This is a genomic window from Psychrosphaera sp. HA2-10 (assembly GCF_055693745.1).
The window spans coordinates 668,235-692,734 of record NZ_CM146341.1 but is presented as its reverse complement, the minus strand read 5'-3'; the positions used below and the strand labels follow the sequence as shown (position 1 = coordinate 692,734).

Sequence of the window (24,500 nt, the reverse complement as noted above, 5' to 3'; positions counted from 1 at the left end):
AAAATAACAAATTCGAACTGCAGTTTACCAAATGTAATGGAAGTTAAGAATGTACTCTTTGAGATTTATTTTGCACAAAAAAAACTCCCGGCAAGCCGAGAGTTTTTTTTATGTATTAAGGAGGCTGAATCTGCTTCCTTATTTAAAACTTAATCTTTAATTATAAAGAATCAGAGTTTTCAGATAAGAACGCAGCTACGCCAGCAGGAGTCGCGTCCATACCTTTTTTGCCTTCTTCCCAACCTGCAGGACATACTTCGCCGTGCTCAGTGTGGAAGTTTAATGCGTCAACCATACGTAGCATTTCGTCGATGTTACGGCCTAAAGGAAGATCGTTAACAACTTGGTGACGAACCATGCCTTCTTCATCAATTAAGAAAGATGCACGGAAAGCAACGCCAGCTTCTGGGTGCTCAACGTCGTATGCTTTACAGATTTCGTGTTTAACGTCTGCTGCTAGTGTGTAACCAACTTGGCCAATACCACCGTCTGCAACAGGAGTGTTACGCCATGCGTTGTGGCTGAATTGTGAGTCAATTGAAACACCAATTACTTCAACACCGCGCTTGTTGAACTCAGCTAGACGTTTGTCAAAAGCGATTAGCTCTGAAGGACAAACGAAAGTGAAGTCTAGAGGGTAAAAGAAAACAACTGCTTTTTTACCTTTAGTTGCTTCAGCAAAGTTAAATGTATCAACGATTTCGCCGTTGCCTAATACTGCAGCTGCAGTGAAGTCTGGTGCCTGACGGCCTACTAAAACGCCCATGGGTTTCTCCAATGTGGTTATTGTTAATAAATTCTTGTGCACAGTATATATAGTTAAAATCCCATAAACCAAGGTGAATTTTCGATTAAACCTATCGAAATTATCAATATAGGTAATCCTTTACTGTTATTTTCCAATAGCGGGATAATACAACGCTTAAAAATAGCACAAAAATAAACAAAAACACTTGCCAACAAGCTTAATGAGAACTATTATCACTTGCATTAACAAAGTGCTCAATTCCCAGGGTTATTAAAATGTACGTTTGCTTATGCAAAGGCATCACAGATAAAGACATTCAAGATGTAGTAAATCAACATGGCGTTGGTAACTTACGTGAACTAAAGCAGCACCTGCCTGTTGGTTCTGAGTGTGGAAACTGTACCAAAGTTGCGCAAAGCGTTATTGATAAAATCATTATCGATGAGTCTTTATTTAGAGAAGTCAGTTAGTTACAAATTAGCAATCTAATTAATAATGATTCGCATTATTAAACTGCTGTTTTTATTAGATATTTTTGCAAATCCCTCGTTTTAATCTATAATAATCCTATACGCAATTAGTAGGATTTTTTTATGCAATCAAATCGCACCATCCTTACCACCTTAAACGATATTCTAACGGTGGAACTTACCTCTATTAACCAATATTTTTTGCACGCTCGTATGTACAAAAATTGGGGATTTAGCAAACTTAATGATAAGTGCTACAAAAAATCGATTTTAGATATGAAGCAAGCTGACAAGTTAATAGAGCGTATATTATTTTTAGAAGGCTTACCTAACCTACAAAAATTAGGCGCTCTATCTATTGGCGAACATACTGTTGAAATGATCAAATGTGATTCACAATTCCAATTAACACAGATTGCGCAAATGCGCGCGGCAATTGCCGTCTGTGAAGAGCAACAGGACTTCGTTTCAAGAGATCTACTCACTGAAATTTTAGAAGGTGAAGAAGAACACTTGGACTGGTTAGAGACTCAAGATTACCAAGTGGAAAATCTTGGTATAGAAAAATACTTACAAGCACAGTTATAAAAAGGTATCCATCATGAAAGGCAACAAAAATATAATCGACGCACTAAACGGTCTGTTGGCATATGAACTAGCAGCGATGGATCAGTACTTCATTCACTCTCGTATGTATGACGACTGGGGTTTCACTAAATTATTTGAGCGAATTGATCATGAGTTTGATGATGAAAAAGGTCACGCCTCTCTACTAATCGAGCGCATTCTTTTTTTAGAAGGCATCCCTGACATGGTGAATCGCGATGGTTTACATATTGGTAAAGATGTACCTGAAATGCTTGAAAGCGACCTTAGAGTTGAATACGCGGTAGACGCAGCACTAAAAGAAGCCATGGCGCTATGTGAAAAAGAACAGGATTATGTTACTCGCAATATGCTTCAGGTTCTTATCGACGATACAGAAACTGATCACGCACATTGGTTAGAGCAACAGTTAGGCTTGATTAAGAAGATTGGCCTACCTAACTACTTACAAGCGCAAATGTAAGGCAATAACTTTAAACGTATTTAGTGTAAAACGAATCGTTACTAGCAGTGCTGACATTAAATATTTATAAAAAGCAGAACATTTGTTCTGCTTTTTTGTGTAAGGTGTTAGGTTAGTTATTCCAAATTAACAAAAGGAAGTTTCAATGGCCGACGAAAATAAACCAGTAAAATTAGAAGTGGGAATTGGTGTTGGTGTTGCAATAGGAGTCGCTGTTGGTGTCGCTACTGATAATGTAGGCTTGGGCATTGCACTCGGCGTTGCTTTAGGTGCGGCTTACTCAATGAGCACTCAGCCCAAAACAGAAAATAGCTCACAAGATGTTGAAGATGATCGTAATGATAGTGATACCGGTGGCCAAAGCTAAATTTGACCAACGCAAACTTATCGCTAGTGAAAAATATTTACTAACTCAGATAGGCAGTCCAACCTGATTAGCCGTTTAATGCCAATGGCTTTTCTTTTTAAAGCTAACTTTCTAAATTAACCGTGCGTATTTTCTGTTTTTTTTGCATAATTAGGCGTTGTTATTAATTTAAAATCGGTACCTGAAATAGGATGTTTTAATGAAAAAAACCTGTGTAATTACCGGCGGCTCATCTGGTATTGGCCTCAGTTGCGTTGAAGCATTCTTGAACGACGGATACGACGTTTTTAATTTAGACCTTCTACCTAGTGAACTTGGTCACTTTTGTGAGTGTGATATTACTGACTTGAATAAAGTGCGAACCATAATAGCTGATATTGCAAAACAACAAAAAATTGATGTTCTAGTTTCTAATGCTGGCATTCACTTTTCAGGAACAATTGAAACCACCAGCGACAGTGACTTTAATCGAGTATTTGATATCAATGTAAAAGGGGCTTATGCGGCGATACAGGCGGTGTTGCCAAGTATGAAAGAAAACCAATCAGGGTCAATCGTCCTCATAGCGTCTGATCAAGCATTAATCGCAAAACAAAACTCATTTGCCTACAACCTTAGTAAAGCCGCTTTAGCCTCAATGGCAAAAACTACCGCGCTTGATTATGCCAAATACAATATACGATCTAATGCATTATGCCCTGGAACTATTGAAACGCCTCTTTATCATAACGCCATCAACAGTTATGTTTCAAAATCAGGGGCTAATAAAGAAGAGGTTCACAAAGAAGAGCAGTCGCTTCAGCCTCTTGGTCGTCTAGGCCAACCTAAAGAAGTTGCCGATTTTGCGCTATTTTTAGCCAGTGATAAAGCATCTTTCATCACGGGAAGTTTACAGGTTATTGATGGCGGATATACAGCGCAATAGCTTATCTTGGCAGCCATTAATATGACTTATAAAATTATAGATCCACACCTGCATTTTTTTAATTTAACGGATGGCGAATATCATTGGTTAAAACCTGCAAACCCGCCCTATTGGCGTGACAAACAGAACATCCATCGTAGCTATTCTGAACAGGACTTAATATTGGCACCTGAGCTTAAACTAATGGGATTTGTTCATATTGAGGCTGGATTCGATAATCGCCAACCTAGTCGGGAATTAGAATGGTTAGAAAGCAGCTGTCGACTCTCCTTTAAAACAATTGCATCAACAAATCTAATGTTAAAAACGCATGAGTTTAAGCAACAAATCGACGAGCTCATTGCTTATAACTCGCTAGTTGGTGTTCGCCACATTTTGGATGCTGACGCCTTATCGATCCTTCAATCCAAAACAAGTTTTACCAACTTAAGTTATCTTGAAGAGTGTGGCGTTATTTTTGAACTCCAAGCCGATTTGGCCGATAGTGAAACTGTTAATTTAATTGTTAAGATGTTAGAGGACCTGCCACTGAAGTCATTAAATGTGGTGATCAACCATGCCGGTTTTCCGCCAGTTCCACAAAACAAAACACAGTTTATTAATTGGACAAACAGCATCAAAAAGTTAAGCCAAAACCCCAACGTATCGATAAAATGTTCTGGATGGGAAATGACTGACAGGCATTATTCAAATAAGTTTATTGCAGAAGTAATTGATACTGCAGTTCGTATATTTGGTTTTCGTAGAGTTATGCTGGCGAGTAACTTTCCCCTATGCACATTCAGCAAATCTTATGAGGCTTTTTGGTGCGAGATTGTTTCGACACTTAACAAATTAGACGTTACTGAAGAACAAAAAAAAGCATTGCTTCACGACAATGCTTTTTCCATTTATTTTGACCGGTCTTAACCAAGCCAACAATGCCCAAAGGCATCTAAATTAAGTTCGCGCTAAGTTTCCTCATCGCTAAAAACGGCCTCTATTTGACACTTAAATAGTCGTGCCATTTTAAATGCTAATGGCAAGCTCGGATCAAATTTTCCTTTTTCAATTGCATTTACCGTTTGTCTAGACACATCTAGCTCTTTCGCTAAGTCGGCTTGCGTCCAATCTCGCTCAGCTCTCAGTACCTTTAGCCTGTTTTTCATAGATATCGTTTCCGACTAATTAACATGCCAACCATGTAGCTAATACCCATTACAAATAATAAGCCAGAGGCGTTAGGCTCAAAAGAAATCACTTTAACCGCTTCTAGCAAACCATACACGGCTCCGCACACCATGGTGGTTCCAAGTGAAATAGCCATGGCTTCTAACATTATCCGCTGTTGCATTTCATCTAAACCCTCTAAATGCACTTTATTTGCCCAAATCATTTTAAAGCCAAACATTAGGTTAACTATAATCACGGCTGATGTTAATGCTAAGTTATAGTCCCATATATACTTTGGACCAAAGCTTACAAAAGCCAATGACAGTAGCCAAAGGCCCGTCCATTTGGCTAATAATTTTGTATTGGTTGCGGTTCTTGAATTTAAGTTGCCGCATAAATCATTTTTAGTCATCTTCTTACCCTCAATAAATATACGATTTGAAATATGGTCTGCTTGTCATAATGACAAATACGCTTTACATTGAGCAAATAGTAGACGCACAACAAAGCAATGTCAAACACGTTTTACATTAAGATTATTAAACTTTACTTACCGAGTGCGAAACCAACTTCGCGTACTTGCCTCCATTTCAACTTTTTTGTGTAACTGCTGCAGTAAAAGATTGCGGATATAATCGTTTGCACTAAACATGTCGCCAAAACAGGGTTTGCGAAAATAAAACGCTACTTTATGGTAAACTTTGAGCAATAATTAAGCCTTTTAAGTTAGTAGACACCATAGATGCGCAAATCAGATAAAAAAATCGATAATGACATAAGAGTTGCCCTTACCTCTCTTTGTGAGTCGCTACTTGAATCCTTTGAAGGTTTTGAATGGCTGACCCATAAAGCAGAGTATAAGAATTTCCCAAATAGTTTACGTATACTTGTTGTGTTTGATACAGACGCTCGTTTGCAATCGATTATAAGCTCAAAAATAGAAATTCAGATCGTTAACAGCATCAGTCGCCATTTAGAAAAACTAAATATTAAACTCAAGACTAATAAAAAGTCAGATCAACAGATTGTATTTGACAGTGAGGAATCTTGTAGACGTGAAAACAATGGTAACTGGTCTAAACGTCTCGATAATTTGCGATAAACCAAACCTTCTATTATTTCGTAATGATAACTAATAGTTTTTGTCTGATCTTGCAGGTTTATAGCAGTAAGACATTTTAACGGTCCATATTGGGTTATCAATGCGAGAAAAAATTAATATAGTTTGGTTCAAAAGAGATTTGCGCCTTTCTGATCATGAGCCGATAAAGCAGGCATTTAATTCTACCCTGCCCACATTACTAATTTATAATTTTGAGCCAATATTACTAAATGACAACCATTACAACGAACGTCACTGGCGATTTGTACACCAATCCCTTCAAGATATTAATCAACAACTAGTCCGTTTTAGTGCAAAGGTTTATATATTTAGCCAAGATATGCTGTCTCTATTAGACTCTCTCGCTACGCAATTTGATATTAGCTGCATATATAGTCACCAAGAAATCGGTTTAAATAACACTTACGAACGTGATAAGCAGGTCCAACAATGGTGTACTAACAAGCATATAACTTGGTACGAATATCAAACAGGAGCAGTTGTAAGGGGCAAAAAAAACCGAAAATCATGGAATAAACTATGGGAGCTCTATATGGATGCATTCCCAGCGACACCGAACTGGAAAGGTGTCAATACTGTAGTGCTTAATAACCATATAGAACCTGTTTTACCTGACAAATTTACTACTCCTAACGACTCGTTCCAGCAAGGCGGACCTATGCAGGCTAGAAAAGTGTTAGAGTCGTTTCTGTCGAGCAGAGGTGCTAATTATCAAAAAAGTATTTCAAGCCCAAGTTTAAGTCAAACTGGTTGCTCTCGACTTTCGCCCTACCTTGCATGGGGAAACATAAGCCTACGCCAAGTATTTCAGGCTACAATTCGAAAGATGCAACAGCTAGAGCCACATCAAAACAGTTGGAAACGCCCTCTATCGGCATTTATTTCTAGGCTACATTGGCATTGTCACTTTATGCAAAAGTTTGAAAGCGAGTGTCGTATGGAGTTTTACCCTGTTAATTCTGGTTACAATCAGTTTCCGTATCGCTCCGATTCAAAAGCGCTAGAACAACTGCAACATTGGCAAGATGGCAACACTGGAATTCCTATCATTGATGCGTGTATGCGGTGCTTAAAGCATACAGGCTATGTTAACTTTAGGATGCGCGCCATGTTAGTGAGTTTTGTGACCCATCACTTAAACATCAGTTGGCAACAGGCTAGTCTTCCCCTTGCTAATTATTTCTTGGACTTTGAGCCTGGAATTCATTATCCACAAATTCAAATGCAGGCCTCGGTCACTGGCATAAATACAATTCGGCTTTATAACCCAATCAAGCAATCTGAAGACAAAGACCCAAACGGTCACTTTATTCGACAGTGGTGCCCTGAATTAAAAAACCTACCGGATGAGTATTTACATCAACCATGGACTCAGCCACCGCTAGAAGCAATCTTTAACGACTTTCAACTAGGGCGCGATTACCCAGAGCCTATTGTTAATTTAGAGGAAGCAAGTAAATCGGCGAGAGAGCGTTTGTGGGAATTTAGAGACAGACCTGACGTCCAACGTGCTATTCCATCTATACTGAGAAAACATGTCTCATAAAAAGCTAAATTTACCGTTTAAAATTTGCCCCGTTTGCAACCGGCCTTTTAACTGGCGAAAAAAATGGGAAAAAGAATGGGATAACGTGATCTATTGCTCAAAACGCTGTAGAAGTACAAAGTCACAACACCGGTAAAGACCTGAATTTACAAGCTCCTTAAAAAGGAAGTAAAGCATGATTAAAAATGCTCAAAAGTATTTAGTGGCTACAAATTTAATTTTATTCACCTACAAAAAAGTCGCATTGTAAAATGCGACTTTTTGCTTTAACTGCCTTTAAAACTGATAAAAGAAGCTTACTTAACCGTCACATTTGGTGAGCGCTTAACAACATCATCATTCAGTTCAATACCAATTCCTGGTGTATCAGGAGCTTGGAAAAAACCGTCTACCGGTTGTGGGTCTTGAATACAAAGTTCACGGTTCCACGACTTGATTGCATAAGTATGATGTTCATGAATTAAGAAGTTTGGAATCGCCGTTTCTAAATGTAGTGACGCTGCCGTTGCAACTGGCCCACCGCAAACGTGTGCTTGTACTCGAATGTCGTAAACATCGGCATAGTCACACACTTTTTTCGCTTCGGTGAAACCACCACACAAGCCAACATCTGGTTGCAATACGTCAATGCTTTGATCTTCAAAATAAGGACGCACATCCCAGCGATGATACAAACGTTCGCCACCAGCAATTGGAACATTTACATTTTCCGAAACCTTTTTGTGAACCGCTGAATTTAAATAATTCACAGGCTCTTCATACATCATACAACCAACTTCTTCGACTATCGCACCCATTTGAATAGCTGACGCTGCACCCATTAACGAGTGTGATTCAAATATGATATCCACATCTTCACCTACTGCATTTCGGATTGCACGAAGGCGATCACCAAACAGGCGCATTTGTGGTTTGGTGAATAACTTAGTTCTATCAAACGACGAGCCGCCATCTGCATCATATACAATTGGGTCAACTTTCACTGCGTCATAACCTTCAGCAACGGCTTTTAATGCCGCTTCTGCATATTGCTCAGGTTGAATAAGCTTGGTGATGTCTTTGTCCCAGTCAAATTGTAATTGGCTAGCATAAGTTCGTAACTTGTCGTTAGTTTTACCGCCCAACAATTGATAAACCGGAACGCCAAAGGCTTTGCCTTTGATATCCCACAGAGCCGTATCAATTGCACTCATTGCAGAGTATAAAACTGGTCCGCCACCTAAGCCCCAAAAACTTTCGCGCAGCATACGACTCCACAACAATTCAGTATTAAACGGGTTAAAACCAATTAAAACCGCTTCAGCGATTTCTTTGATCATAGCAGCAGCGGCACTGTGCCCCCAGTCATAGGCTAAACCAGCCTCACCGACACCAGTAATGCCTTCGTCAGTATGAATGCGGACAAAAACGGGGTTCCATGGTGGGCGCTCAGGGCAGTGAATATCAAATATTTCGACGTGAGTGATTTTCATTTTTGTCTCTTTTAATTAGGTTCTTTGTTGTTTTCAATCATGACAATTAGTCACGCTTTCAAATTAAATGTCGGTCTTTATTAACAGACTTTACTTATTCTATTTACATATCAAAGTCAGGGTAAGCGCGCTTAACTTTTCGCATCATAGCTGGCCATGCTTTTTGACCACCAGTTTGACCTGAATGAACAATATTGGCTTGCGCCTTTATGCCATCAACTATACTTTGATCGACCATAAACGCAGATTGCCCCGTTGCTTGAACTTGCAACTGAATCTCACAAGCACGAATTAAATCGTACATATGCATAAAGGCATCGCCAATGGTTTTACCTAGTGTAATTGCACCATGGTTTTTAAGCAGGAAAAAATTAGCATTACCCAAATCATCTTTGAGTCTTTGCTTCTCTTCATCATTAACTGCTAAACCTTCATAGTCGTGGTAAGCAAGTGAAGCCAAGGCAAACATTGAATACTGACTTAACGGCAATAAACCTTCTTCTAAACTTGCAACCGCAACGGTTTCATTAGTATGAACATGTAATGTGCATTGATCTTCATGCCTTGCTTCATGTAATGCGCTATGAATAGTGAAGCCAGCTGGGTTAATCGTAAAAGGACAGTTCTCTTGAACAATGTTGCCTTCAATATCAATCTTTACCAAATTCGACGCCGTGATTTCGTCAAACGTAAGACCAAATGCATTCAACAACAAATGATCGGTACCAGGAATACGAGCTGAGATATGAGAGTGAATTAAGTCATCCCAGCCGTGCATGACCAATAGTCGATAACATGCGGCCAATTCCACACGCGTCTGCCATTCTTGTTCAGACACTGAGCCTTTTAAGCTGACCACAGGCAAGTCGTACATAAATGTTCCTTAACGCTCTGATTTAGTTGGCAGTATATAGGATAGTCTTTACCAACCTTAATAACCGATAATAATAATATATAGCGTGAAAATTTTATATATTTGAATTTGATACACCTCAAAATAGTCGTTTATTAGTTATCCCCCTCTAGTTATCTAGCAAGCCATACACCCAAATAATATTTAATCAAAATTAAAACTTGACCCAACTGATTACAAGTGTAATCTTAATTGGACTACATTTGTAATCTTTAACATACCAGGGTAAAGAAATGATCGATAAAAACAGACGCCCAGAAATTTCAAACGCCGAATTTGAAGTGCTCGATGTAATTTGGGATTCATTCCCCGCAAGTGCCAGCGAAATAATTGCCAGACTCGAAAAGAAAAAAGAGTGGCATGACAAAACCGTGAAAACCCTATTAAGCCGTTTGGTAAAAAAGGAAGTGCTGGGTTTCGAGAAGCAACAACGCCAGTATTTGTATTTTCCGTTAATTGAACGAGAAGACTACAGGCAATCTGAAGCATCACATTTTGTGGGACGTTTATTCAATGGCAAGGTAGCGCCGTTAGTAACGGGATTTGCATCACAAAATGCCCTCTCAAAACAAGATATTGATGAATTAAAAGCCTTAATCTCAGATTGGGAGCAAGACAATGATTGATTGGTTAATCGCACAACAAGGTCCATTGTCTGTTGCACTCATCTTGCTTATTACAATGGAAAAGGCCCTAACGCCAAGCCTTGGTCCAAAGCGCGCTTATTATTTTTGGGGATTTCTTCCAGTCGTTATACTGCTCACTAACTTACCAGAGCAATGGACAGTTGCTGGCTCCAATACAATAAGCCGATATACGGTTGGTCTCATGCCATCTGTCTCAATTTCTACCTATAGCCCTTACCTTCTGATTTGGGGTTTAGGCGTCATTGCTATCGCCGCTTTTATCTTGATGCATTATAAGAGTCTTAATCAATCAGAGATTGATGACCTCGACGTACAAGTAAGCCACAACATTCATGTTAAACAAAACCATAAAGCTATCTATTCAGATATAGCTGCAACGCCTATGGTTTTTGGGATGTTTACGCCACGTATTTTGTTACCACTTAACTTTAATTCCCTTTACAGCTCAGAACAGCAGAGTTTAATCCTGGAGCATGAACTCGTTCACCTTCAGCGCTGTGATCATTTATGGAATATTCTGGCACTAATAATCGCCACACTATTTTGGTTTAACCCTTTGGTTTGGTTTGGGTTACGGTCGTTCCGAACCAATCAAGAACTTGCTTGTGATCAACAAGTATTAAAAAACAAAAACAAACATGAAAGAGTTTCTTATGCCAAAGCACTTTTGTTGTGTGCTCAGCATTCATCAACCCACACGTTATTACATCCAACTCTCGGAGATAAAAACACTATGTTAAAACGTTTAACTATGATGCAAAAAGCACAAAAGCCAAGCAAAGTCATCACGTCAGTCGCTATCATTGTTGCGGCCTTATTTAGCACTAATGTTGTATTTGCTAAATTTACTGAATCACCAAAAATAGACACTGAAATGTTTGCAGCGACACCAATTGTAAGAGTTGAGCCAAACTATCCAGCGCAAGCTGCAAAAGAAGGAGTTGAAGGTTCTGTTATTTTACAATTTGACGTAACGGAAACTGGCGCAACAAATAATATTAGTGTCATCAAGTCAACGCCAAAAGGTTTGTTTGACGAAAGTGCCGTAAAAGCGCTTAAAAAGTGGAAGTATAAGCCTCGTATTCAAGGTGGCAAAGCATATGCACAGGAAGACATGCTAGTACAGTTAGACTTTAGACTCAGCCTAACGAGTAATGGGCCATCCAAAAATGCTGATGTTGAAAAGATCAAAGTTGTTTCACACTAAAACCCATCCCGCCCTTTTACTATCTAATTTATTTATGTGATGGTTCAAGGGCGTATTAGTGCATCGGTAAATGTTTCCATTCACCTTAGCCTTGCTTGCGGTATACTTCACCAAAGAATCAGATTCCTTGGAAATTGCTTAAAACTATATATGAACATTGATAAATCAGCCGTATTTTCAGAACTCTTTATCCAGTTAGAGAAGTCTTTTTTAGCAGCGAGCGATGCTGCTGAAGGGGCACGTCAATTAGCGACTCACGAACAAAGTAAACCAGAAACTCAGTACGATACGGTTGGGCTCGAGGCTTCCTATTTAGCCCATGGTCACTCACAACGTGCAGCTGACCTAGCCAGTGCCATAGAAAATTGGAAAACGTTGCAACACAAAAGTTTCAGTAGTGAGTCTACTATTGACGCGGGGGCTTTGGTGGAGCTCGTTGACTCAAATGACGTGTCCAAGATGTTTTTAATCGGCAATTACTCTGGTGGTTTAAAAATAGAGGTTTCAAACGAAGTTGTTACCGTTATCACATTCTCGTCACCCCTAGGCGGAGCTTTGAAATCCAAACAAGTAGGTGTTGAATTTCAACATCCTGTTAATGCCAAGCTTACTTTGGAAGTAACTCACCTAGTCTAGCTTCAGGACGCGACCGCAATCTTCATCGTCTAAAGTCTAAAGTCTAAAGTCTAAAGTCTAAAAAAAAAACGGAGCACTAGGCTCCGCTTTTCCGCAAATACATGATAAATCTAAACCCAACGTTTGAGCTCAGGTTTATACATTTTATACTTACATTTTTTCCATTGTTTCAATGCCAAGAAGATCAAGGCCTTGCTTCATAGTACGTGATACTAATAAGCTTAATGCTAGACGGCTTTGTTTTGTTTCCTCTGGCACGCCATCTTTTAAGATTGGGCACGCTTCATAGAATGTCATGAACAAGCTAGCTAATTCGTAAAGGTAAGTACATAAAACATGAGGCGTTAAGTTTTGGCTAACCGCATTCATTACTTCAACAAACTGCAATAGCTTCATTGCTAACGCTTTTTCTTGAACTTCTTCAATAACAACATTGGCAGCAAAGTCTTCGGTATTAATACCTGCTTTACGGAAAATACTTTGAATACGCGCAAATGCATATTGTAAATAAGGAGCCGTATCGCCTTCAAAGCTCAACATGGTATCCCAGTCAAAAATGTAATCCGTTGTACGGTTTTTGCTTAAGTCCGCATATTTAATAGCGCCAATACCTACTTTACGAGCAATCTCTTTTTGCTCGTCCGCTGACAACTCACTATTACGTTCTGCTAAAAGTTTACCCGCGCGCTCAACGGCTTCATCCAACAAGTCGGCCAGTTTTACAGTGCCACCCGTACGAGTTTTAAAAGGTTTGCCATCTTTACCTAACATCATGCCAAAAGGACCATGCTCATAGGTCGTTTCTTCACGTAACAGTCCGCCTTTACGGCCAACTATTTCAGCTTGCTTAAAGTGGAAGGCTTGACGAGCGTCTGTAAAGATAATGATCCTGTCCGCATTTAAATCAAATGAGCGATACTTCATGGCTGCTAAATCCGTAGTGGAATATAAGTAGCCGCCACCTGATTTCTCAACAATATAAACCGCCGGCTCACCGTCTTTGTTCGCTAACTCTTCAATGAATACAACTTGCGCACCTTGGTCTTCAACTACAATGCCTTGCTCTTTTAAGTCAGCAACCACACCTGGTAACATTGGGTTATAAGCACTTTCGCCCATAATGTCATCGTTAGTTAGCTTAACGTTAAGCTTCTCGTATACTTCTTCTGAGTGTTGAATAGACACTTCAATAAACTGCTGCCATAGAGCTTTACATTCTGCGTCGCCACCTTGCAGCTTAACAACATATTCACGAGCTCGGTCAGCAAACCCTTCTTCGTCATCAAAACGCACTTTTGCTTCACGGTAAAAGTCTTCTAAATCTGACAGAGCGGTAGTTGCAACTTCAGATGCTTGTAACTTGTCTTGTAAATGTGCGATTAGCATACCGAACTGTGTTCCCCAATCGCCCATATGGTTTTGGCGGATCACATCGTGACCTAAAAACTCAATAACACGAGCAACGGCATCACCTATAATCGTTGAACGAAGGTGACCAACGTGCATTTCTTTAGCTAAATTTGGTGACGATAAATCAACAACAACTTTTTTAGCCAATTCTTTTTCAATGGCTAAACGAGGATCTGCCAGTGCAGTTTCAACCTGTGCAGCTAACCACTCAGGGCGAAGCTTTACGTTAATAAAACCAGGGCCAGCTATTTCCAAGCTTTCAGCCATATCGTCTAGGTTTACTTGCTCAACAATCGTTTCTGCAATATCACGAGGCTTTTGCTTTAAAATTTTAGCCAGTGCCATTGCACCGTTAAATTGATATTCACCAAACTCAGGTCGAGTACTGCGAGCCAATGGTGCTGGTGCGCCTTCTGCGCCTTCAATGTTGCTTAATGCTTGTTTAAATCTGTCTTGAACTAATTGAAATACATTCATTTTCTTAGGTGCCTAATTAGTGTTCACGAGTTTCTAAGAAACGTACATCTGGGTAACGTTCCATCGATAAGTTTAAGTTCACTCTTGTAGGAGCAATGTACGCCAAGCTGTCGCCACCATCTAACGCTAAGTTAGTGGCACATTTACGGCGGAACTCATCTAGTTTTTTCTCATCGTCGCACTCTACCCAGCGAGCAGTTGCCACGTTTACATTTTCATAAATTGCTTCAACGTTGTATTCCGACTTTAATCGTTGAACAACAACATCAAACTGAAGTACACCCACCGCGCCTACTATCAAATCGTTGTTTTCAAGTGGACGGAATACCTGTACGGCACCTTCTTCTGATAATTGAATAAGGCCTTTTAATAACTGCTTTTGCTTCAGTGGATCTTTAAGACGGATACGACGGAATAATTCTGGTGCGAAGTTTGGAATACCACTAAATTTAAAGTCTTCACCATGGGTAAAAGTATCACCAATCTTAATAGTGCCGTGGTTATGCAAACCAATGATGTCGCCCGGCCATGCCTCTTCAACTTGAGCTCGATCACCAGCCACAAAGGTTAACGCATCTGAAATTCGAACGTCTTTTCCTAAACGAACGTGTTTCATTTTCATGCCTTTTTCATACTTACCGGAAACGATACGCATGAATGCAACACGGTCACGGTGTTTAGGGTCCATGTTTGCTTGTATTTTAAAGACAAAACCACTAAACGTTTCCTCACTTGCTTTTACAGGTCGTTGATCTGTATCGCGAGGCATTGGCGTTGGTGCCCACTCTGTTAAACCATCTAGCATGTGGTCTACACCAAAGTTACCCAAAGCGGTACCAAAAAATACTGGTGTTAATTCACCCGCTAAAAACATTTCATGGTCAAATTCGTGTGAAGCACCAACAACTAGTTCTAATTCTTCTCGTAATTGCTCAGCTAAGTCTTCACCAATTGCAGCATCAACGTCTGGATTGTCGATGCCTTTAACGGTGCGTACTTCTTGAATGGTGTGACCTTGACCTGTTGCGTAAAGGATTACTTCATCACGTAAAATATGATAAACGCCTTTGAATAATTTACCGCAACCTATTGGCCAGGTGATTGGCGCACATGCAATTTTTAATTCAGATTCAACTTCATCCATGACTTCCATTGGGTCACGTATATCACGGTCTAATTTGTTCATGAATGTTATGATTGGTGTATCACGAAGGCGTGTAACTTCCATTAACTTACGGGTTCTATCTTCTACACCCTTAGCGGTATCAATAACCATTAAACAAGAGTCAACAGCAGTTAATGTGCGGTAAGTATCTTCAGAGAAGTCTTCGTGTCCTGGAGTGTCGAGTAGGTTCACCAAACAATCGTTATATGGGAACTGCATAACAGACGTAGTAATTGAAATACCACGATCTTTTTCCATTTCCATCCAGTCAGACTTTGCATGCTGGTTTGATCCACGACCTTTAACCGTACCAGCTGTTTGAAGATGTTGTCCGAACAACAATACCTTTTCGGTGATAGTTGTTTTACCGGCATCCGGGTGCGAGATGATCGCGAATGTGCGTCGAATGTCGACTTGCTGTTGTTGCGCAGACATGCAAATTACCTGTTTTAAAATGGATCGAAAAAGAGAATAAAATTTTAGCCGCGCATTATAGCCGAATTACGATTAAAAGTAAGGCGAAGAGTGTCCATAACTTCGATTTTTATGACGTTAGTTTTCGCTTTGTAAAGGCTATATACTACTCACTTTTACTCCGAAACCACTTCACTTGGTTTCTACCAGCATTTTTTGCCTTATACAGCGCACTGTCGGCATTTTGCATATCATCGTCATAACTACTCCCTACTCTTCGTAATGTTGCGCCAATACTAACGGTCACATTGACTTCTATTTCATCAATTTCTATGGATTGTTTTGATATGAAAAGACAAAGTTTATTTAAGGTTTCCAAGGCTTCCTTCTTATTATCTGTATGCATAATAATTCCAAATTCTTCACCCCCTAAACGCGATATAACGTCATCTGTTCTCAGTTGATTTTTTAACATTTTAGCTACCGACATCAATACCTTGTCACCGGCATGATGACCATAGGTATCGTTTACTTTTTTGAAATAATCAATGTCAGCGATAGCAAGGCAAAATGATGAGGATTTATTTGAATAAAAGTTTTCTAGTTGCTCTATAAACGCTCTTCTATTTGACAGTTGAGTTAATGAGTCAGTTTCAGCTAGCGCTTTAAGCTGCTGCTCTGCTTCAAGTCGAGCTTCATTCAACTCTAGCGCGTAATAAAGAGAGCCTAGAGTGTCTAACAATGGCTGTAAAAATTCCGCATTTTGTTCGGTGTAGTTGTCTAACTTATTGGCAAAGCCAATCATACCTCTAACCTTTTGATTATATGTAATAGGTACTCCCATAAACCGAAAAAGAGGCGGATGCCCTTCCGGTAAACCACGTGCAGCATGATGTTGAGCAGGCGCATTGCTAATTACCGGTTTACCACTAGAAATGACATGTCCAAATAAATTGTCAAATGAGCTAAAATAGAGCTCTCCTCGGTTGTAAGCTTCTATAAACTTTTCACTTTCATCAGACCAACTGATATCAGTAATTGCATGAATGAGTAACGCATCTTTATTTTCGTGCTGGCATACTTGCCCAATAAAACCAAAATCGCTATTGGCTAATTCAAGAAGTTCAGTAAATATATCTGAACAAGCCTCTTTGATATTTTGTCGCGCCAAAAATATTGTTTGCACATTATTTATAAAACTTAATAATTGTCTTTGTTGGTTGTCCTTTAACTCTGCTTCTTTTTTATCTGAAATATCTCGATGGGTGCCTGCTAATCGATATGGTTCGCCGTTCTCATTGTATGCAACAATTCGCCCAAACGTTTCTATCCATATCCAGTGACCATCACGGTGGCGCATCCGGTAAACTGTATTAAATGCATCAGTCTTACCCGATAGGTGTCTTTCTAGCTCCTGCTCTAATTTCTTTTGGTCTGCTGGGTGAACTAAATTCCGCCAGAACGCTGACGAGTTATCAACATCATCAATATTTAGGCCTAACATGTCACACCAACGTTGATTAATTCGGTTAACATCTTTTTGTATGTCCCAATCCCAAGTCCCTAATTCCGACGCCTCAAGTAATAAACGCATTCGTTCATTAGTTTCTAACAGCCTTTGCTCTAGGTATTGTGATTGAGTGTTATCTAACAGCATAATTTGTATCGCAACAAGTCGATCATTTTCATCTAAAACAGCACTGCTAATCATTTGTACTAAATGTACCTTCTTCTCGCTTACTAGCCGAAACCGGCAATCACCGTTTAGTACTCCGTGTTTATGGTTATTGATGGTGAATAAAAACTCTTTCAGATCCTCTTCATGAATTAAACGTTCAAAACGTATACTTTTATTTCGTAAGGATTCAGTATCAAGGTTAAATAAATAGGACGCATTTTCTGAAATAAAACTAAGTTCCATCAGCGCAGACATATCAAAACGCATTAATACTGCCGGCGAATTATTGAGTAGGCTGTGTTCCTGCTCCGCTAAAATAGCCTCAGACATTAACTCTAAACAGCCAGTCACATGGACACTTAATGCTTCAAGTTGCTTTATTTCTGTTGCCTTCCACTTTCGTGGTTTCGAATCTACTAAGCAAAGCGCGCCTATTATATTTTTTTTAAATGTAATAGGGACTCCAGCGTAACCTCTAATTTTCGGTTCACCTTGAACATAAGGGTTATTTTCAAAACACTGGTCCTCCGCAGCATTTTCAATAACGAACGGCTCTTCGTTCACTACAACTTGATTACATAATGTATCTTTTTTTGGTATATTTTTTGCGCTAAAACCAGCCGCACCTTTTACGATTTGATTGTGCTCGTCCATTATTGAAATAATCACAATAGGTACATTAAATATCTCTGCAATAGACGTAGCTAAAGAGTGAAATGTCTCATCTTTTTCATGACGCATTAATTGATAGTGAGGCACCGCTAAAGCTCTTTTATTCATAAAGCCAATACCTTTTTTATGTCGATTTTCTTCAGTATAGTAGGAAAAATTACCCTTACTGCTCCATCATTTTTAAAAAGCCGTGTATCATCTGGGGTTTGGTTAAATAACTCATAGAGCAATACGTTTGAAACTCATTTTTTTGATTACTATTTTTTTAAGTTCATTTTTGTTGTTTGCTGTTCAACCAATGTATGCAAAATTGCTGTTACCTAAATTAGGTGGTGGTAGTAGTGTTTGGACCGCATGTTTGTTATTTTTTCAAACAATGTTGCTAGCTGGGTATTTATACTCGTTCTTAATCAGTAAGCTTAACTCTACTGCTCTCCAAGCTAAAGTACATACAGCTGTTGTGTTAATTGCAGCAACGCTTATGCCAATCTCAAATGTATGGTCTCAATCCGCATTTATTGAGCTGCAATCACCGTTTTGGAACATTTTTTCGTTACTCTTTTTTAGCATCGGCATCCCCTATTTTGTATTGTCAGCAACGGCACCATTAATACAACATTGGTTCGGTCAAACCGATTATAAGTCACAGACCTACAAGCTATATTCAGTCTCTAACATTGCCGCTTTACTCGCGTTATTTAGCTATCCATTTTTAATTGAATATCAACTCACGCTAAACCAACAAACGGTCTACTGGTCAATAACTTATCTTGCATTCACTGTTGCAATCAGCTTGAGCATTTATACCGTCTACAAGCAGAGTAAAATGACGTTGAGTAATGTTAATTTTGAATTGATCAACCGGGCTGAACCAGCAGGCACGGGACAGCAACAAAAGGTAGAATCACAAAGCACTGGATACTTAACGATGGTGACTTGGTTTTTATTGTCCGCAACCGGCGTTATATTATTAGTGGCTACCACTAGCAAAATGACACAAAACATTCCCCCAATTCCATTTCTATGGATTATGCCTCTGGCCATCTATTTGTTAACTTTTATATTAACTTTTCACGATGAACGGATTTATGTCAGATGGTATTGGCTTATTACCTTTGCCGTGTGTTCACTCATTGCATTACTGCTATTTTTTATCGGCACCCATTTTGGCGTTATTTCTCAGATTGTGTTGTATTTAGTAGCAATGTTTGTTGCTACTATGATTTGTCACGGTGAGCTTGTTAAAACAAAACCTCAGACTAATCAACTTACCTTGTTTTATCTTATTTTATCTGCGGGTGGATGCGCGGGAAGTATATTTGCATCTATTATTGCCACCGAAATTTTCAGCTTATATTACGAGTTTATTGTTGGCTTTGCGGCCGTTTTTGCTTTTACCGCATTATCAATTTTTGCAAACAACACGAATCACTCTAATGACCGAAAAGTCGCTGTAGCCAGTCTATTTGGTTTAGGTATTTTCTCCGCCTTTTTCTTATTTTTAAATAATCAATTTAATCAATTTAATGTTTATGAAACACGTAGTTTTTACGGCACATTAGCGGTCAAAGATTTAACACTTTTAGAACAAGCTGAACGAAGATTAGTTGATGGGTATACATCGCATGGTGCTCAAAGACTGACTTCTACGGCAGACAACCGTCATTTAGAACCGCTAAGCTATTATCGACCAGACTCCGGTATTGGTTTGCTGTTGCAAACACCGTATTTTAAAAGCAAACCTAATAATGTAGGTTTAATTGGGCTAGGTGTTGGTGCATTGGCCTATTATGGCCAACCTAACGATACCTACACTTTTTACGAACTTAACCCTGATGTCGCTGATGTTGCATTAAATTACTTCGACTATTTAAATTCGTCTAAAGCCAACACCGCAATAAAGTTAGGTGATGCTAGAGTAACGTTGGAGCACGAAATGACGTTAGATGATCGCCAAGCCTTTGACCTACTGGTTGTGGATGCATTTTCCAGTGACTCAATTCCAGTGCATTTAATAACGAAGGAAGCTATTAATCTATATCGACACCATTTGTCTGAGCAAGGCCTTTTAGCATTTCACATATCAAACAGCTATTTGGACTTAAAGCCGGTTATGAGAAATATTGCCACACAGCTATCGATGACGGCACTGTATTTTAAAGCAGAGTCGAAACAAAGCGACATTCACACGACGGAATGGGTCATCTTTACCAGTGACAATACCTATTTACAAGAGCCTCATATTAAGAGGGAAGCATCTTTGCAACTTATGCAACCAGGTTTGAGTGTGTCTTGGACCGATGATTTTTCAAGTTTGTTATCTGTGATGAAGTGGTAATTGGGGTTGTTAGCTTTTGACAACTATAGCGTTTTTTTCATCGACAAGGCATGTTCTTTTTCAATGCTATTAGGCACAGAGTAGTAGTTTTTTCTAATACTCTGTGTTTCAAAACCCAAAGACTGATAGAGTTTAACCGCTGGCAGGTTTGACTCTCGAACCTCTAACCATATTTCTTCGGCGTTTATACTATTTGCATGTTCAAACAAACTTGCCATTAATATGCGGCTGTGGCCCTGTCCTTGATAGTCTTTTGAAATACAGATATTTTCTAACGACACTTCTCCAGCAACGTGATCAGAAAAGTAATATCCAATTAATTGATATTGCTTTTTTTCCACTTTAAACAAACCCATATTATGACTTCTTGGGCCAAAACTTTGATTAACGATTCGTTCGGTCCAAGGCGCCAAATGGGCCTTCAATTCGATCTCCATTATCTCTGCGATATGCGAATGATTAAGGGGTTCTAGGCGGGTTTTCATTGAGACGCTGACACCTTATCAACGCTTTCTTGAAGCTTATCCCAAATTTGTTTTTTATGAGCTATTGATAGCTTTTCAAATGGGGTCGTTATTAATTGTGTTTTAGTCGCGATCACTCTTGTTGTTCTGGCTTCAATCAACCATACAAAATGCTCAGTTAAACGGATTTTGTTGCCATCAACTTTTAAGGCAGGAAATAACACCTTTAAGTCTTTTAATAACGCCTCAGGCAATTCAATACGGCTAGCAGTTTCGCTTACTTGTATAGAGGCAGAATCATGTTTGGACGGCTTTTCTGGATCTGATTTTAAAAACTGGATTCCCAACTTTTTTAAGCAGTCTATTTGGTGAGATGTATACACTGGCAATCCGATATTGAAATAAAAACCGATGATATCGAATTATATAGGCTTCAACCAATTATTTTTGTCTCCAAATTCCAGGCACAAAAAAACCGCTTCAATGAGCGGCCTATTGTTTACTTTGACTTGGCAGGGGCGGAGGGACTCGAACCCCCAACCATCGCTGCTTTTGTAAAGAGCGGAGACCTGGTCTTCAAATTCTAAGCACAAAAAAACCGCTTCAATGAGCGGCCTATTGTTTACTTTGACTTGGCAGGGGCGGAGGGACTCGAACCCCCAACCATCGCTGCTTTTGTAAAGAGCGGAGACCTGGTCTTCAAATTCCAAGCACAAAAAAACCGCTTCAATGAGCGGCCTATTGTTTACTTTGACTTGGCAGGGGCGGAGGGACTCGAACCCCCAACCATCGGTTTTGGAGACCGCTGTTCTACCAATTGGAACTACGCCCCTGCATCAAAGTCCGGCAATTATACTGTGCCTTTGATTAAGGTAAAGAGTAATTTTGAATTAATTTAGGGTTTACCGCTCGTTCGGACATTTAATAACCAAAGTCTGAACCTAAACTCCATTTAATTTAAAGCTGAGTGGGTTATAATTCTCTGTCTTTAATTTTTTAAAAAGCAACTTCATGAATGACCAACCAAAATTTAGCTGCCCTATTTGTTCAGCAGACTTAGTCAAAACAGATAAAATGCTAAAATGTGCATCAAATCATAGCTTCGATTATGCCAAAGAAGGTTATGTCAACTTGTTGCCTGTGCAGCTTAAAAAGTCACTTCAACCTGGTGATGATTTGAAAATGGTTGTTGCCCGTCGCGAATTTTTACAAGTTGGACATTATGAATTTATGCGTAACAAACTTATCGAGCTTGTTACCGAGAATGACCCAAAACTGATCGTTGACCTAGGATGCGGGGAAGGTTATTACACCAACGAAATTAAAGCTCAGCACAAATCCAAGCAAGTATACGGCGTCGATATTTCTAAATCAGCCGTAAAATACGCTGCCAAGCGAAATAAAGAAGTCCATTACGCCGTTGCGACAAATGCTCACTTACCATTTTGTGATAAATCCGTAGACCTAATCGTTAACATTTTTGCACCATTGATTGGCAAAGAATGTCAGCGAATTTTAAATAACACGGGAAAGATTTTAGCGGTTTCACCAGGACCAAACCATTTATTGGAAATAAAACAGGTTATTTACCCAACAGCCGAGTTACATGAAGCCCCTCGCCCACCGGAGTTTTTTGAAAATAGTGGCAGTTGGAATGTTAAAAACGCCATTACTATTAGTAGCTCTGAGCAGCTAAGTAATCTACTTACCATGACTCCGTTTGGCTGGAAAACCAGTGAGGAAAGTTTACAGAAACTACAAGCGTTATTACCGCTAACTGTTACACTGGATTTTATTATTTCACAATATATACCAAACGCTTCTCTTAACTGATCGGTTAACGTTGCTAAGGCGTAAAACGGATTAGTTTAATTATAAGGAAAAGTAATATGTTACAAAGACTAGTAAACACATTAACACTCGCTGCAGCATTGATATTTAGCGCCTCATCACTCGCATCATTAAAAGTAGGTGATCAAGCGCCTGATTTCACCATGCAAGGTAGTGACGGCAAAACCTACTCATTATCAGATTACAAAGGTAAACAAAACGTTGTACTAGCTTGGTTCCCAAAAGCCTTTACATCTGGCTGTACTATTGAATGTAAATCACTAGCTGAAAATGGTCATTTATTAAAGAACTTCAACGCACAATATTTCATGGCAAGTACCGATGATGTTTCTGATAACAAAAGATTTGCGCAAGAAACAAAAGCCGACTTCCCATTACTAAGCGATCCAAAAGGTGAAGTAGCAGAAGCGTATGATGTCAGTTTTATGGGTTACGCAAAACGTCACACTTTTTACATAGACAAAACGGGTAAAATCGTCATGATAGATAAAAATGTTCGCCCTGCTAGCTCAGCGGAAGATATGGCGAAGTATATGAAAATGCTAAGTTTTGAGGCAGTTAGTGACTAACAAACCCCAACATACATGCCCATTGTGCGACCATCTCGAGGTCGCACACTTCTGTAAAGACAAACGCCGAGATTATTTTCAATGCCAACAATGTAAGTTGGTATTTGTGCCGAAACCCTTCCACTTAAATTCTGAAAATGAAAAAGCAGAATACGATAAGCACGATAACCAACTTGAAGACATAGGCTATTTAAGCTTTTTGAGTCGGGTTGCGAAACCTGTAATTACGAAACTTAGCAACGCTGATATCGCCGAATGTTTTGCTGATAATAGTCGAACGACTGATGGTTTTTATCATAGCCTCGCTGAGATTGAGGGATTAGATTTTGGTTGTGGTCCGGGACCAGCTCTGGCTACGGAGCTATCAAGACTTGGTTTTAAAATGTCCCTTTATGATATTTATTACCACGACGACAAATCTAATTTAAATCGACAATATGACTTTGTTACTTGTACTGAAGTCGTTGAACACTTTAATGAGCCAGCAACTGGCATTAAACAGCTTTTCAATTTAGTTAAACCTGGCGGCATGCTGGCAATAATGACAAAGCTAGTAATAAATCAGCAACGCTTTAAGCATTGGCATTATAAAAATGATCCTACGCACATAAGCTTCTTTAGCGAATACACTTTTTCTTACATCGCACAACAATACAATTTAGAAATTGAGTTCACAGATCAAGACGTCATATTGTTAAAAAAACACCTATAATAGGTGCTTTTTTAACAAATACAGAAAGATCATCGATTACGTGATTTACGTTTCTGTTGTTCTAATTCTTCTTCCAGCTCATACGGCTCAATAACGATGCCATCTTCATCAGGCAATGGAAAAGCGACAACTAACAGTTCATCATCTTCTAAGCCTCGTGTCCATTTAGCCTGCCAATCTTTTAAACTAATCGATTTAGCTTCAAAGCCTTGCCAATCACCAGTCGCCCACTCAGCGGCAAACTCTTCGTGAGGCCATACAGGAATGCAATCTTCATCGTCTGTGGTCAGCATAACCGCGCCATGCTCGTCTGTTAAAATCCATACTTCTTGTTGTTCTAACATCTGCGTTAACAAATATTTTAATCGCTTATCTTGGTCCCAACTTTTAATTTCAACAAATCGGCTTGAGTCAATTTTACTGTGTGTCATACATCACCTTTTTCTTTTCTGATGCATAGTGTAAATCATTTCTT

General features: G+C 39.3%; 27 protein-coding genes and 1 tRNA gene. 16 read left to right on the top strand and 12 right to left on the bottom strand.

From position 1 onward, the window contains the following. Window positions 1-160: 160 nt before the first annotated feature. Entirely contained in the window at window positions 161-766 is a 606-nt protein-coding gene (locus ACZ1GV_RS03225) for a peroxiredoxin C (protein ID WP_210560020.1), read from the bottom strand. A gap of 257 nt (window positions 767-1,023) precedes the next feature. On the opposite strand from ACZ1GV_RS03225, the gene ACZ1GV_RS03220 reads away from it, so the two are divergent. The 6 genes from ACZ1GV_RS03220 to ACZ1GV_RS03195 all read left to right on the top strand — a co-directional run bounded on the left by ACZ1GV_RS03220 (window position 1,024) and on the right by ACZ1GV_RS03195 (window position 4,488). Continuing rightward, complete coding sequence (locus ACZ1GV_RS03220; protein WP_472675207.1) at window positions 1,024-1,218, top strand: (2Fe-2S)-binding protein; 195 nt, start codon at window positions 1,024-1,026, stop codon at window positions 1,216-1,218. Between the two features lie 123 nt (window positions 1,219-1,341). Further along, window positions 1,342-1,806: a bacterioferritin gene (gene bfr, locus ACZ1GV_RS03215; protein WP_472675206.1), complete on the top strand. Its 465-nt coding sequence runs from the start codon at window positions 1,342-1,344 to the stop codon at window positions 1,804-1,806. A 13-nt stretch (window positions 1,807-1,819) separates the two neighbouring features. Beyond that, window positions 1,820-2,287: a bacterioferritin gene (gene bfr, locus ACZ1GV_RS03210; protein WP_210560023.1), complete on the top strand. Its 468-nt coding sequence runs from the start codon at window positions 1,820-1,822 to the stop codon at window positions 2,285-2,287. Between the two features lie 145 nt (window positions 2,288-2,432). Beyond that, entirely contained in the window at window positions 2,433-2,654 is a 222-nt protein-coding gene (locus ACZ1GV_RS03205) for a glycine zipper domain-containing protein (protein WP_210560024.1), read from the top strand. A gap of 199 nt (window positions 2,655-2,853) precedes the next feature. Beyond that, entirely contained in the window at window positions 2,854-3,579 is a 726-nt protein-coding gene (locus ACZ1GV_RS03200) for an SDR family NAD(P)-dependent oxidoreductase (protein WP_472675205.1), read from the top strand. Between the two features lie 21 nt (window positions 3,580-3,600). Next, complete coding sequence (locus tag ACZ1GV_RS03195) at window positions 3,601-4,488, top strand: amidohydrolase family protein (protein WP_472675204.1); 888 nt, start codon at window positions 3,601-3,603, stop codon at window positions 4,486-4,488. Between the two features lie 41 nt (window positions 4,489-4,529). Here ACZ1GV_RS03195 and ACZ1GV_RS03190 read toward each other — a convergent pair whose 3' ends face one another. Continuing rightward, window positions 4,530-4,727, bottom strand: coding sequence for a helix-turn-helix transcriptional regulator (locus tag ACZ1GV_RS03190; protein WP_210560027.1), 198 nt, complete (start codon window positions 4,725-4,727; stop codon window positions 4,530-4,532). Next, a complete protein-coding gene (locus ACZ1GV_RS03185) occupies window positions 4,724-5,143 on the bottom strand; it encodes a hypothetical protein (protein WP_472675203.1) in 420 nt (139 codons plus the stop codon). The genes ACZ1GV_RS03190 and ACZ1GV_RS03185 overlap by 4 nt, the downstream gene beginning before the upstream one ends. Window positions 5,144-5,473: 330 nt before the next feature. Here ACZ1GV_RS03185 and ACZ1GV_RS03180 point away from each other — a divergent pair, with 330 nt between their 5' ends. From ACZ1GV_RS03180 to ACZ1GV_RS03170, 3 genes are all read left to right on the top strand, one after another. After that, complete coding sequence (locus tag ACZ1GV_RS03180; RefSeq protein ID WP_472675202.1) at window positions 5,474-5,833, top strand: Fis family transcriptional regulator; 360 nt, start codon at window positions 5,474-5,476, stop codon at window positions 5,831-5,833. 100 nt (window positions 5,834-5,933) lie between these two features. Next, window positions 5,934-7,400: a cryptochrome/deoxyribodipyrimidine photo-lyase family protein gene (locus ACZ1GV_RS03175; RefSeq protein WP_472675201.1), complete on the top strand. Its 1,467-nt coding sequence runs from the start codon at window positions 5,934-5,936 to the stop codon at window positions 7,398-7,400. Beyond that, complete coding sequence (locus ACZ1GV_RS03170) at window positions 7,390-7,536, top strand: DUF2256 domain-containing protein (protein WP_472675200.1); 147 nt, start codon at window positions 7,390-7,392, stop codon at window positions 7,534-7,536. The genes ACZ1GV_RS03175 and ACZ1GV_RS03170 overlap by 11 nt, the downstream gene beginning before the upstream one ends. A gap of 160 nt (window positions 7,537-7,696) precedes the next feature. On the opposite strand, the gene ACZ1GV_RS03165 is transcribed toward ACZ1GV_RS03170, so the two are convergent. Beyond that, on the bottom strand, window positions 7,697-8,872 hold the full coding sequence (locus ACZ1GV_RS03165) for a mandelate racemase/muconate lactonizing enzyme family protein (protein ID WP_472675199.1): 1,176 nt from the start codon (window positions 8,870-8,872) through the stop codon (window positions 7,697-7,699). A gap of 103 nt (window positions 8,873-8,975) precedes the next feature. Continuing rightward, the gene (locus ACZ1GV_RS03160) at window positions 8,976-9,746 is read right to left on the bottom strand and encodes a class II aldolase/adducin family protein (RefSeq protein WP_472675198.1); all 771 of its coding nucleotides are present in this window, start codon (window positions 9,744-9,746) and stop codon (window positions 8,976-8,978) included. A gap of 272 nt (window positions 9,747-10,018) precedes the next feature. Here ACZ1GV_RS03160 and ACZ1GV_RS03155 point away from each other — a divergent pair, with 272 nt between their 5' ends. The 3 genes from ACZ1GV_RS03155 to ACZ1GV_RS03145 all read left to right on the top strand — a co-directional run bounded on the left by ACZ1GV_RS03155 (window position 10,019) and on the right by ACZ1GV_RS03145 (window position 12,275). Beyond that, window positions 10,019-10,411, top strand: a complete 393-nt coding sequence (locus ACZ1GV_RS03155; protein ID WP_472675197.1) for a BlaI/MecI/CopY family transcriptional regulator — start codon at window positions 10,019-10,021, stop codon at window positions 10,409-10,411. Continuing rightward, complete coding sequence (locus ACZ1GV_RS03150) at window positions 10,404-11,639, top strand: M56 family metallopeptidase (RefSeq protein WP_472675196.1); 1,236 nt, start codon at window positions 10,404-10,406, stop codon at window positions 11,637-11,639. The genes ACZ1GV_RS03155 and ACZ1GV_RS03150 overlap by 8 nt, the downstream gene beginning before the upstream one ends. A gap of 150 nt (window positions 11,640-11,789) precedes the next feature. Then, window positions 11,790-12,275 (top strand): hypothetical protein, encoded by a 486-nt coding sequence (locus tag ACZ1GV_RS03145; RefSeq protein WP_472675194.1) that lies wholly within the window; start codon window positions 11,790-11,792, stop codon window positions 12,273-12,275. A gap of 150 nt (window positions 12,276-12,425) precedes the next feature. Here ACZ1GV_RS03145 and argS read toward each other — a convergent pair whose 3' ends face one another. From argS to ACZ1GV_RS03130, 3 genes are all read right to left on the bottom strand, one after another. After that, window positions 12,426-14,162: an arginine--tRNA ligase gene (gene argS, locus ACZ1GV_RS03140; RefSeq protein WP_472675193.1), complete on the bottom strand. Its 1,737-nt coding sequence runs from the start codon at window positions 14,160-14,162 to the stop codon at window positions 12,426-12,428. A gap of 16 nt (window positions 14,163-14,178) precedes the next feature. After that, the gene (prfC, locus tag ACZ1GV_RS03135) at window positions 14,179-15,762 is read right to left on the bottom strand and encodes a peptide chain release factor 3 (RefSeq protein ID WP_472675192.1); all 1,584 of its coding nucleotides are present in this window, start codon (window positions 15,760-15,762) and stop codon (window positions 14,179-14,181) included. A gap of 145 nt (window positions 15,763-15,907) precedes the next feature. Next, window positions 15,908-18,199: a sensor domain-containing diguanylate cyclase gene (locus ACZ1GV_RS03130; protein WP_472675191.1), complete on the bottom strand. Its 2,292-nt coding sequence runs from the start codon at window positions 18,197-18,199 to the stop codon at window positions 15,908-15,910. A gap of 127 nt (window positions 18,200-18,326) precedes the next feature. On the opposite strand from ACZ1GV_RS03130, the gene ACZ1GV_RS03125 reads away from it, so the two are divergent. Continuing rightward, window positions 18,327-20,429: a fused MFS/spermidine synthase gene (locus tag ACZ1GV_RS03125; RefSeq protein WP_472675190.1), complete on the top strand. Its 2,103-nt coding sequence runs from the start codon at window positions 18,327-18,329 to the stop codon at window positions 20,427-20,429. A gap of 23 nt (window positions 20,430-20,452) precedes the next feature. Here the strand turns inward: ACZ1GV_RS03125 and rimI are convergent, their stop codons facing one another. From rimI to ACZ1GV_RS03110, 3 genes are all read right to left on the bottom strand, one after another. Next, window positions 20,453-20,914: a ribosomal protein S18-alanine N-acetyltransferase gene (rimI, locus tag ACZ1GV_RS03120; protein WP_472675189.1), complete on the bottom strand. Its 462-nt coding sequence runs from the start codon at window positions 20,912-20,914 to the stop codon at window positions 20,453-20,455. Further along, the gene (locus ACZ1GV_RS03115) at window positions 20,911-21,276 is read right to left on the bottom strand and encodes a hypothetical protein (protein ID WP_472675188.1); all 366 of its coding nucleotides are present in this window, start codon (window positions 21,274-21,276) and stop codon (window positions 20,911-20,913) included. The genes rimI and ACZ1GV_RS03115 overlap by 4 nt, the downstream gene beginning before the upstream one ends. A 373-nt stretch (window positions 21,277-21,649) precedes the next feature. After that, window positions 21,650-21,726, bottom strand: a tRNA-Trp gene (locus ACZ1GV_RS03110). A 178-nt stretch (window positions 21,727-21,904) separates the two neighbouring features. On the opposite strand from ACZ1GV_RS03110, the gene ACZ1GV_RS03105 reads away from it, so the two are divergent. The 3 genes from ACZ1GV_RS03105 (at window position 21,905) to ACZ1GV_RS03095 (ending at window position 24,025) form a co-directional block, all read left to right on the top strand. After that, the gene (locus ACZ1GV_RS03105; protein WP_472675187.1) at window positions 21,905-22,726 is read left to right on the top strand and encodes a putative RNA methyltransferase; all 822 of its coding nucleotides are present in this window, start codon (window positions 21,905-21,907) and stop codon (window positions 22,724-22,726) included. Window positions 22,727-22,782: 56 nt separating this feature from the next. Further along, complete coding sequence (locus ACZ1GV_RS03100; protein ID WP_472675186.1) at window positions 22,783-23,313, top strand: peroxiredoxin; 531 nt, start codon at window positions 22,783-22,785, stop codon at window positions 23,311-23,313. Window positions 23,314-23,419: 106 nt separating this feature from the next. Further along, entirely contained in the window at window positions 23,420-24,025 is a 606-nt protein-coding gene (locus tag ACZ1GV_RS03095; protein WP_472675185.1) for a class I SAM-dependent methyltransferase, read from the top strand. Between the two features lie 29 nt (window positions 24,026-24,054). On the opposite strand, the gene ACZ1GV_RS03090 is transcribed toward ACZ1GV_RS03095, so the two are convergent. After that, on the bottom strand, window positions 24,055-24,456 hold the full coding sequence (locus ACZ1GV_RS03090; protein ID WP_472675184.1) for a DUF2750 domain-containing protein: 402 nt from the start codon (window positions 24,454-24,456) through the stop codon (window positions 24,055-24,057). Window positions 24,457-24,500 lie beyond the last annotated feature (44 nt).

Excerpts from the sequence above, each read along its gene's own strand:
- ACZ1GV_RS03190 (WP_210560027.1), bottom strand. The coding sequence starts at position 4,727 with ATGAAAAACAGGCTAAAGGTACTGAGAGCTGAGCGAGATTGGACGCAA.
- ACZ1GV_RS03170 (WP_472675200.1), top strand. The coding sequence starts at position 7,390 with ATGTCTCATAAAAAGCTAAATTTACCGTTTAAAATTTGCCCCGTTTGC.
- ACZ1GV_RS03150 (WP_472675196.1), top strand. The coding sequence starts at position 10,404 with ATGATTGATTGGTTAATCGCACAACAAGGTCCATTGTCTGTTGCACTC.
- ACZ1GV_RS03155 (WP_472675197.1), top strand. The coding sequence starts at position 10,019 with ATGATCGATAAAAACAGACGCCCAGAAATTTCAAACGCCGAATTTGAA.
- ACZ1GV_RS03105 (WP_472675187.1), top strand. The coding sequence starts at position 21,905 with ATGAATGACCAACCAAAATTTAGCTGCCCTATTTGTTCAGCAGACTTA.
- ACZ1GV_RS03130 (WP_472675191.1), bottom strand. The coding sequence starts at position 18,199 with ATGAATAAAAGAGCTTTAGCGGTGCCTCACTATCAATTAATGCGTCAT.
- ACZ1GV_RS03145 (WP_472675194.1), top strand. The coding sequence starts at position 11,790 with ATGAACATTGATAAATCAGCCGTATTTTCAGAACTCTTTATCCAGTTA.
- ACZ1GV_RS03205 (WP_210560024.1), top strand. The coding sequence starts at position 2,433 with ATGGCCGACGAAAATAAACCAGTAAAATTAGAAGTGGGAATTGGTGTT.
- ACZ1GV_RS03180 (WP_472675202.1), top strand. The coding sequence starts at position 5,474 with ATGCGCAAATCAGATAAAAAAATCGATAATGACATAAGAGTTGCCCTT.
- ACZ1GV_RS03160 (WP_472675198.1), bottom strand. The coding sequence starts at position 9,746 with ATGTACGACTTGCCTGTGGTCAGCTTAAAAGGCTCAGTGTCTGAACAA.
- ACZ1GV_RS03220 (WP_472675207.1), top strand. The coding sequence starts at position 1,024 with ATGTACGTTTGCTTATGCAAAGGCATCACAGATAAAGACATTCAAGAT.
- ACZ1GV_RS03100 (WP_472675186.1), top strand. The coding sequence starts at position 22,783 with ATGTTACAAAGACTAGTAAACACATTAACACTCGCTGCAGCATTGATA.
- ACZ1GV_RS03090 (WP_472675184.1), bottom strand. The coding sequence starts at position 24,456 with ATGACACACAGTAAAATTGACTCAAGCCGATTTGTTGAAATTAAAAGT.
- ACZ1GV_RS03185 (WP_472675203.1), bottom strand. The coding sequence starts at position 5,143 with ATGACTAAAAATGATTTATGCGGCAACTTAAATTCAAGAACCGCAACC.
- bfr (WP_472675206.1), top strand. The coding sequence starts at position 1,342 with ATGCAATCAAATCGCACCATCCTTACCACCTTAAACGATATTCTAACG.
- prfC (WP_472675192.1), bottom strand. The coding sequence starts at position 15,762 with ATGTCTGCGCAACAACAGCAAGTCGACATTCGACGCACATTCGCGATC.
- argS (WP_472675193.1), bottom strand. The coding sequence starts at position 14,162 with ATGAATGTATTTCAATTAGTTCAAGACAGATTTAAACAAGCATTAAGC.
- ACZ1GV_RS03225 (WP_210560020.1), bottom strand. The coding sequence starts at position 766 with ATGGGCGTTTTAGTAGGCCGTCAGGCACCAGACTTCACTGCAGCTGCA.
- ACZ1GV_RS03165 (WP_472675199.1), bottom strand. The coding sequence starts at position 8,872 with ATGAAAATCACTCACGTCGAAATATTTGATATTCACTGCCCTGAGCGC.
- rimI (WP_472675189.1), bottom strand. The coding sequence starts at position 20,914 with ATGAAAACCCGCCTAGAACCCCTTAATCATTCGCATATCGCAGAGATA.
- ACZ1GV_RS03195 (WP_472675204.1), top strand. The coding sequence starts at position 3,601 with ATGACTTATAAAATTATAGATCCACACCTGCATTTTTTTAATTTAACG.
- bfr (WP_210560023.1), top strand. The coding sequence starts at position 1,820 with ATGAAAGGCAACAAAAATATAATCGACGCACTAAACGGTCTGTTGGCA.
- ACZ1GV_RS03200 (WP_472675205.1), top strand. The coding sequence starts at position 2,854 with ATGAAAAAAACCTGTGTAATTACCGGCGGCTCATCTGGTATTGGCCTC.
- ACZ1GV_RS03175 (WP_472675201.1), top strand. The coding sequence starts at position 5,934 with ATGCGAGAAAAAATTAATATAGTTTGGTTCAAAAGAGATTTGCGCCTT.